10 protein-coding genes and 1 pseudogene are annotated in these 8197 nt (G+C 53.0%); all 11 read left to right on the top strand.

Translation table 11 applies throughout. From position 1 onward, the window contains the following. Positions 1–82: 82 nt before the first annotated feature. Positions 83–3049, top strand: a complete 2967-nt coding sequence (locus BN874_RS03955; protein ID WP_034430966.1) for a type I restriction endonuclease subunit R — start codon at positions 83–85, stop codon at positions 3047–3049. Between the two features lie 74 nt (positions 3050–3123). Further along, positions 3124–3363 (top strand): DUF2281 domain-containing protein, encoded by a 240-nt coding sequence (locus BN874_RS03960; RefSeq protein WP_034430968.1) that lies wholly within the window; start codon positions 3124–3126, stop codon positions 3361–3363. Continuing rightward, on the top strand, positions 3360–3713 hold the full coding sequence (locus BN874_RS03965; RefSeq protein ID WP_034430969.1) for a type II toxin-antitoxin system PemK/MazF family toxin: 354 nt from the start codon (positions 3360–3362) through the stop codon (positions 3711–3713). Before BN874_RS03960 ends, BN874_RS03965 begins: the two co-directional genes overlap by 4 nt. Continuing rightward, on the top strand, positions 3710–4909 hold the full coding sequence (locus BN874_RS03970; protein ID WP_034430971.1) for a restriction endonuclease subunit S: 1200 nt from the start codon (positions 3710–3712) through the stop codon (positions 4907–4909). The genes BN874_RS03965 and BN874_RS03970 overlap by 4 nt, the downstream gene beginning before the upstream one ends. A gap of 26 nt (positions 4910–4935) precedes the next feature. Further along, entirely contained in the window at positions 4936–5346 is a 411-nt protein-coding gene (locus BN874_RS03975; protein ID WP_230314320.1) for a type II toxin-antitoxin system VapC family toxin, read from the top strand. After that, positions 5343–5555: a hypothetical protein gene (locus BN874_RS03980; RefSeq protein ID WP_034430975.1), complete on the top strand. Its 213-nt coding sequence runs from the start codon at positions 5343–5345 to the stop codon at positions 5553–5555. The genes BN874_RS03975 and BN874_RS03980 overlap by 4 nt, the downstream gene beginning before the upstream one ends. After that, a complete protein-coding gene (locus BN874_RS24975) occupies positions 5542–5679 on the top strand; it encodes a hypothetical protein (RefSeq protein WP_195912090.1) in 138 nt (45 codons plus the stop codon). The genes BN874_RS03980 and BN874_RS24975 overlap by 14 nt, the downstream gene beginning before the upstream one ends. Before the next feature lie 281 nt (positions 5680–5960). Next, positions 5961–6170, top strand: a complete 210-nt coding sequence (locus BN874_RS03985) for a hypothetical protein (protein WP_034430977.1) — start codon at positions 5961–5963, stop codon at positions 6168–6170. Then, the gene (locus BN874_RS03990; RefSeq protein ID WP_034430979.1) at positions 6157–6510 is read left to right on the top strand and encodes a type II toxin-antitoxin system PemK/MazF family toxin; all 354 of its coding nucleotides are present in this window, start codon (positions 6157–6159) and stop codon (positions 6508–6510) included. Before BN874_RS03985 ends, BN874_RS03990 begins: the two co-directional genes overlap by 14 nt. Further along, complete coding sequence (locus BN874_RS26335; RefSeq protein ID WP_034430981.1) at positions 6510–6905, top strand: type I restriction-modification system subunit M N-terminal domain-containing protein; 396 nt, start codon at positions 6510–6512, stop codon at positions 6903–6905. Before BN874_RS03990 ends, BN874_RS26335 begins: the two co-directional genes overlap by 1 nt. A gap of 58 nt (positions 6906–6963) precedes the next feature. Next, a pseudogene (locus BN874_RS04000) lies at positions 6964–8145 on the top strand (type I restriction-modification system subunit M); the annotation flags it as partial. Positions 8146–8197: the final 52 nt, after the last annotated feature.

The raw sequence follows: 8197 nt of genomic DNA on the forward strand, positions 1-8197 counted from the left end.
TCAGCAGTGAACACCCCGAAGTGAATGCTTGAGAATGTTCAAGAGTCAATAAGGGCCATATCAAGAATGCTGAGAACCATCAATGACTGAGCAAGAAATCGAACACGCTCTGATCGAAAAGCTAGGCGACCTCAAATACACCTACCGCCCGGACATCCGCGACCGCGTCGCACTGGAGCAGAACTTCCGCGAGAAGTTCGAAGCCCTGAACCGCGTCCACCTGACCGACAGCGAGTTCCACCGCCTGCTGGACTCGATCATTACCTCCGACGTGTTCGCCGCCGCCAAACACCTGCGCGAGCGCAACAGCTTTGAGCGCGACGACGGCACGCCGCTCTACTACACCTTGGTCAATCTCAAGGACTGGTGCAAGAACACCTTTGAGGTGGTCAACCAGCTCCGCATCAACGCCGATAACAGCCATCACCGCTACGATGTGATCCTGCTCATCAACGGCGTGCCCGTGGCGCAGATCGAGCTGAAAACTCTGGGCATCAGCCCGCGCCGGGCCATGCAACAGATCGTGGATTACAAGCATGATCCCGGCAACGGCTATACCAAAACCCTGCTGTGCTTTCTGCAACTGTTCATCGTCAGCAACCGCAGCGATACCTGGTACTTCGCCAACAACAACAGCCGCCACTTCAGCTTTGACGCGGACGAGCGTTATCTGCCGATCTACCAGTTCGCCGGAGAAGACAACAAAAAAATCACCCATCTGGACCACTTTGCCGAGAAGTTTCTGGCTAAATGCACCTTGGGGCACATGATCAGCCGCTACATGGTGCTGGTGGCCAGCGAGCAAAAGCTGATGATGATGCGGCCTTATCAGATTTATGCCGTTAAAGCGATGGTGGAGTGCATTCATCAGAACTGCGGCAACGGCTACATCTGGCACACCACTGGCAGCGGCAAAACGCTCACCTCGTTCAAGGCATCCACCCTGCTCAAGGACAACCCGGACCTTGAAAAATGCCTGTTCGTGGTGGATCGCAAAGACCTCGACCGGCAAACGCGGGAAGAATTCAACAAGTTTCAGGAGGGGTGCGTCGAGGAAAACACCCACACCGAAACCCTGGTGCAGCGGCTGCTTTCCGACGACTACGCCGACAAAGTGATCGTCACCACCATCCAGAAGCTCGGCCTGGCGCTGGATGACAGCAACCAGCGCAACTACAAGCAACGGCTGGAGCTGCTCCGCCATCAGCGCATCGTGTTCATCTTTGACGAGTGCCACCGCTCGCAATTTGGCGAGAACCATCAGGCGATCAGGGAATTTTTCCCCAATGCCCAGTTGTTCGGCTTTACCGGCACGCCGATTTTCGAGCAAAACGCCAGCACTCAGCAGATCGAAGGCCAGCAGGCGTCCTACAAGACCACGCAAGTCATCTTCCAGCAGCAACTACACGCCTACACCATCACCGACGCCATTGAAGACCGCAATGTGCTGCGCTTCCACATTGATTATTACAAGCCGGAAGGCAAGAACGCGCCCAAGACGGGTGAAGCACTGGCCAAAAAAGCCATTGTTGAAGCGATTCTGAGCAAGCACGACGCGGCGACCAATGGGCGCAAGTTCAACGCCATTCTGGCGACCAGCTCCATCAACGACACCATTGCTTATCACGCGCTGTTCAAGACGATGCAGGCGGAAAAACAGGCCAAAGACGGCGATTTTCAGCCTTTGAACATCGCCTGCGTGTTTTCCCCGCCCGCCAACGGCAATAAGGACGTGCAGCAGATTCAGGAAGACCTGCCGCAAGAAAAGGCGGATAACCAAGTCGCCCCGGACGAAAAGAAAGCGGCGCTCAAGGCCATCATCGCCGACTACAACGCCCGCTACGGCAGCAACCACAGCATCCATGAATTCGACGGGTACTATCAGGATGTGCAAAAGCGCATCAAGGATCAGCAATACCCCAATCAGGATTTGCCCCACGCCCAAAAAATCGACATCGTGATCGTGGTGGATATGTTGCTGACCGGCTTCGATTCCAAATTTCTGAATACGCTTTATGTGGATAAAAACCTTCAGTACCACGGACTGATTCAGGCATTTTCGCGCACCAATCGGGTGCTGAACGACACCAAGCCCTATGGCAATATTCTCGACTTTCGCCAGCAGCAGAAGGCGGTTGATGAAGCCATCGAGCTTTTTTCCGGTGCGTTCAAGGAAAAAGCCAAAGAAATCTGGCTGGTCGATCCCGCCCCGGCAGTGATCCTCAAACTGGAAGCAGCGGCCAAACAACTGGATGAGTTCATGCACTCCCAGGGCTTGAGCTATGCCCCGGAAGACGTGCCCAACCTCAAGGGCGACGCGGCGCGCGGCCAGTTCATCAACCTGTTCAAGGAGGTGCAGCGCCTCAAGACCCAACTTGACCAATACACCGATCTGACGCCGGAAAACGCCGCAGCCATTGAGCAGGTCATTCCCCAAGAGCAGTTACAAGCCTTTCGTGGGGTGTATCTGGTCACTGCCGAGCGTCTGAAGGCCCAGCAGGACAAGGGCGGCGATGCGGCCAGCCCGGAAGTGCAGCAACTGGATTTTGAATTGGTGCTGTTTGCTTCCGCCGTGATTGATTACGACTACATCATGGCGCTGATGGCCGGCTACTCGCAGCAAACGCCGGGCAAGCAGAAGATGAGCCGTGAGGAACTGATCGGCCTGATCCAGGCCGATGCCCAGTTCATGGACGAACGCGAAGAAATCACCGCCTATATCAGTACCCTGCAAGCGGGCGAAGGTTTAAGCGTCAAAGAAATTCATCAGGGTTACGAAGTCTTCAAGTGCGAAAAGACTGCGGATCAATTGGCCGACCTTGCCGCCACGCACGGGCTGGAGCCTGCCGCGCTGCAAACTTTTGTCGATGGCATTCTGCGGCGGATGATTTTCGATGGGGAACAGTTAGGCGATCTGCTGGCTTCGTTGGGGCTGGGGTGGAAAGCTCGCACCCAAAAGGAACTGGCGCTGATGGAAGACCTGATCCCTTTGCTGCATAAACTCGCCCAGGGGCGGGAGATTTCAGGGTTGGGCGCGTATGAGCAATAAATAACCCCACACGGAGGGTCCTCACGCCCCAGCGTGGGAATGACCCATAACCCATTCACACAGCGGAGTTCGAAATGAATCACGCGCAATTATCTGAAAAAATTCAGGCGCTACCGCCAGACAAGCAGGCGGAGATATTCGATTTCGTCGATTTTTTGGTATCCCGTCATACCGTTGCCAAGCAACAAAAGATCGCTGATGGTGAATGGACCCGTGCCGAATTCAGCCAAATGGCGATGAGTCAGGCGATGCGCGGCATGGAAGAGGAACCGCCTCTCTATACCCTCGATGATCTCAAGGAACGCTGGCAATGAAACAAGCTGGACAAATCGTGCTTGTACCCTTCCCGTTTACCGATCTTTCTGGCGCAAAGCCTCGCCCTGTTCTCATGCTACGGAAAGCATCGGTTCAGTTCGATGATTGGCTGGTTTGCATGGTCTCTTCGCAATTACGGCAAATCGACTCCCAAATCGATGAAATTTTGTTACCCGGTGATGCTGACTTTGCGACAGCGGGCCTAAAGGTTCCGAGCGTTTTGCGACTCTCTCGACTGGCGGTTTTGGACGGATCATTGCTCTTGGGAAGTTTGGGGGCGATCAGTCATGAGCGGTTGCAGTGGATTCGTCAACGACTCGCCGCGTGGATTGCAGAGGATAGCCAATGACTAACGTGCGCAATGTGCCCAAACTGCGCTTTCCTGAGTTTCGGGATGCGGGGGAGTGGGAGACTGACTTGCTTGGAAGTAATAAGGTCTCGAAATTTATAAGCGAGCGAGTTGCGTTAGAGCAACTTAACCAAGACACATATGTAAGCACGGAAAATCTATTACCCGACTATGCTGGTGTAACACGGGCTTCTAAGCTACCGCCATCTGGTTCGTTTACACGTTATAAGAAAGGTGATGTTCTTGTTTCAAATATTCGGCCATATTTGAAAAAGGTTTGGTCGGCAGATAAAGAGGGAGCATCCTCGAACGATGTTGTTGTTATTCGTTCAGGAGAAAAGGCTACTAGCATTTTCTTAACCTTTATCCTCAAAAATGATCTGTTTATAAACTACGTCATGACAGGGGCTAAAGGCGTAAAAATGCCCAGGGGGGATATTTCTTCTATGAAAGAGTATCCCGTGGCATTCCCAACGGGTGATGAACAACAAAAAATCGCCGACTGCCTCGCTTCCCTCGATGAACTGATCGCCTTGGAAGCGCAAAAGCTCGACACGCTCAAAACCCATAAAAAAGGGCTGATGCAGCAGCTTTTCCCCGCCGAAGGCGAAACCCTGCCCAAACTGCGCTTTCCTGAGTTTAGGGATGCGGGGGAGTGGGACATAAAGACGCTCTCTGAACTTGCTGAAAATTTAGACAACCGGCGTATTCCCGTAACAGAAAGCGACCGTGTAAAAGGCGCAATCCCCTACTACGGGGCATCTGGGATAGTTGATTACATCCACGACTTCATATTCGACGAAGAGCTGCTTTGCATCTCAGAGGACGGAGCAAATCTGGTGGCGAGAAGCACGCCAATTGCCTTTTCAATTTCCGGGAAGACATGGGTTAATAATCACGCACATGTCTTGAAATTTGAGCGCAGATGCGTCCAGAAAATTGTTGAAGATTATCTGAACTCGATATCTCTTGAGGATTATTTGACGGGTATGGCTCAGCCCAAGCTAAATCGTGCGATGCTCGACACTATTCCCGTACCTATTCCACGGGATGAGTGTGAACAACAAAAAGTCGCCGACTGCCTTTCATCCCTCGACGACCTCATAGACGCGCAAAGCCAGAAGCTCGACGCGCTCAAAGTCCATAAAAAAGGGCTGATGCAGCAGCTTTTTCCTTCAATGGAGGCTGAGGTCTAGCCATGAGGCTTTATCTTGACAACTGCATGTTCAACCGTCCCTTTGATGACCAGTCCAACATCAAGATATTGCTGGAAACCGAAGCCAAACTAAAAATACAAGAAAATATTCGCCTTGGAACCTATGAATTGGTTTGGTCCTACATTCTGGATTATGAGAACAGCAAAAACCCCTTTCGAGAGAGGCGGGAACAAATTGAAAACTGGAAACGCTATGCCAGTATCGACATGGAGGAGGAAGAAGTGCTGGTTAATCTAGCCAAATCTTTGCACCAGCTTGGGTTGAAGCGTTTTGACGCCCTGCATCTCGCTTGTGCCATCACGTCTAATGCCGACTATTTTTTGACTACGGATCGCGGCATCCTGAAAAAATCCGGAGTTGTTACCGGTATTCGGATCAAAGACCCCATCGACTTTATTAAAGAGGTGTTTCCATGATGACCGACACGGAAATCAGAGCAAAAGGCGCACAGGTTCTTGCCCAGTATTTGGGAGATATTGAAATGGAGCGATTTATCGCCCTGATTCAAAGAGAGGCTTTTGACTATACCCAATGGCGACAGAGTATGGATACCGACGAAAGTATCGAAGACATCAGCAGAAAGGCGATGGAATTAAGACGCCAGCGCACGGATGCCGCAAGTTAATATCGTGTTTTATTTCGACGAACTGATCGCCGCCCAAGCCCAAAAACTCGACGCGATCAAGGCCCATAAAAAAGGGCTGATGCAGCAGCTTTTTCCCAATAGCACCACGGAGTCCACGCCATGACCGTCAACGAACTCCTTCCCTCGGTCGCCACTCTCTCCCACGCCGATAAATTCCGGCTGGTGCAAATTGTGCTGCGACAACTAGCGGAGGAAGAGGGTATCGCCAGCCCGCTTCCGCCGCCAGATGACTTCGGATCCGCACCGTTATTTCGGTGTCGCCCAGCACCCCCGGCAAGCCGTGGACGACTATCTGGCATCCGCTCGTGAGGGTTGGAACGGATGAGTTACCAAGCGGAATCAGGGAACCCGCCAAAAGACCTCAACTGAACAGTAGAGACGAACATGCAAACCTACCAGCATCGAATCCAACCGCTTATCAACAAATTAACCGATCTTTCGCCGGAACATTTCGAGGAGGTCAACGATTTTGTCGATTTCCTGCTCATGCACGAACGGCGGCAACCCGATACCGCTGCGATTGCGCAACTCTCTGAGCCAGCACTCGCCAAGGTGTGGGACAACGAAGAAGACGCGGTATATGACCAGCTATAACTTTGCCGATGTGGTCATAGTGCCATTTCCCTTCACTGATGGTATTGGCACAAAAAAACGACCAGCCGTTGTGATTAGCGTCGATCAATACCAGCAATCGCGCCCTGATATTATTCTGTTGGCAATCACCAGCCGCCTGCGTGACCCATTGGGTTATGGCGAGGTCGTTGTGGAAAACTGGCAACAGGCAGGTTTACTAAAACCATCGGTGCTTAAACCGTTGATATTTACCTTGGAGCAGTCGAAAGTATTAATGCGCCTTGGCAGCCTCTTGCAATCGGATAAATCGCAGCTTGAGAAGTTGCTAGGGCGGATCATCGGTAATCCAGCGAATAAATAATGACCGATCAAGACCAAAAACAACTGGGCAATATCCTCTGGGGCATTGCCGACCAACTGCGCGGAGCCATGAACGCGGACGACTTCCGCGATTACATGCTGTCCTTCCTGTTCCTGCGCTACCTGTCGGACAACTACGAGACGGCGGCGCAAAAGGAGCTGGGGCCGGATTACCGTTGCGTAAACCATGGTCTTTTATTCCATAGCTCACTTCTTGCTTCAACGAGGTTGCCCAAGGGTACGGCTTGGTTTTCGCCACTCAAATTCCCCACGGGTGGGGAACTTTACGCTGATGAGGCGACCGCATGTTCCCCCAGGTCTCACGCCCTCTCTGCAAGCGTTACTTTCCGCCCAACTGGCGGTAGGTTCCTGAGAACGGCCAAGATTCTTAAATGAAAGCCCATGAAAGTCAATAAAGTTTTCAGTAGCTGTCAACCCCAAGCTGGAAACCAGCGACCGCCGCACGCCGCTGGCGGTGTGGTACGCGCAGAACCCAGGCGACACCGCTGAATTTGAAAAGCAGATGCGCCGCAAGACCCATTACGTCATTCAGCCTGCCTACCTCTGGGGCAGCATCGCGGAGATGGCCCGCACCCAGAACGGAGAATTGCTGCACACGCTGCAAAAGGGCTTCGATTACATCGAGAACGAATCCTTCGCCAGCACCTTCGGCGGGCTGTTTTCCGAGATCAATTTGAACTCGGAAAAGCTGGGTAAGGGCTACACCACGCAAAATGCCAAGCTCTGCACCGTGATCAAGGCCATTGCCGAGGGGCTGGCGCAGTTTTCCACCGACAAGGACACGCTGGGCGATGCCTATGAATACCTGATCGGTCAGTTTGCGGCGGGAAGCGGCAAGAAGGCGGGCGAGTTCTACACCCCGCAACAGATTTCCAGCATTTTGTCGGGCATTGTCACGCTGGATAGCCAGGAACCGGCCACTGGCAAGAAGAAACAACTGGAAAGCGTGTTCGACTTTGCCTGCGGCTCAGGCTCGCTGCTGCTCAACGTGCGCCACCGCATGGGGCCGCACGGCATCAGCAAAATTTTCGGGCAGGAAAAGAACATCACCACCTACAACCTGGCGCGGATGAACATGCTGCTGCACGGGGTGAAGGATTCCGAGTTCGAGATTTACCATGGCGACACGCTGACCAACGACTGGGATCTGCTGCGCGAGATGAACCCGGCCAAAATGCCGAAGTTTGACGCGGTGGTAGCCAATCCACCGTTCAGCTACCGCTGGGAACCGACCGAGGCGCTGGGCGAAGACATGCGCTTCAAAAACTATGGCCTGGCCCCCAAGTCCGCCGCCGACTTCACTTTTCTGCTGCACGGCTTTCATTTCCTGAAGCCGGAAGGGGTGATGGCCATCATCCTGCCCCACGGCGTGCTGTTCCGTGGCGGCGCGGAAGAGCGCATCCGCACCAAGCTGCTGAAAGACGGCCACATCGACACCGTGATCGGCCTGCCTGCCAATCTGTTCTTCTCCACCGGGATACCGGTATGCATTCTGGTGTTGAAGAAATGCAAGAAGCCCGATGACGTATTGTTCATCAACGCTGCCGAACACTTCGAGAAAGGCAAGCGCCAAAACCGCCTTTTGCCGGAGCACATCGACAAGATCATCAGCAGTTCCCGGTCTCTTGAAAAGCTCAATTTAATCAATGTATTATAGAAGGTGTTTG

This window comes from Candidatus Contendobacter odensis Run_B_J11 (assembly GCF_000531125.1).
GTDB classification, from domain to species: Bacteria; Pseudomonadota; Gammaproteobacteria; order Competibacterales; family Competibacteraceae; genus Contendibacter; species Contendibacter odensensis.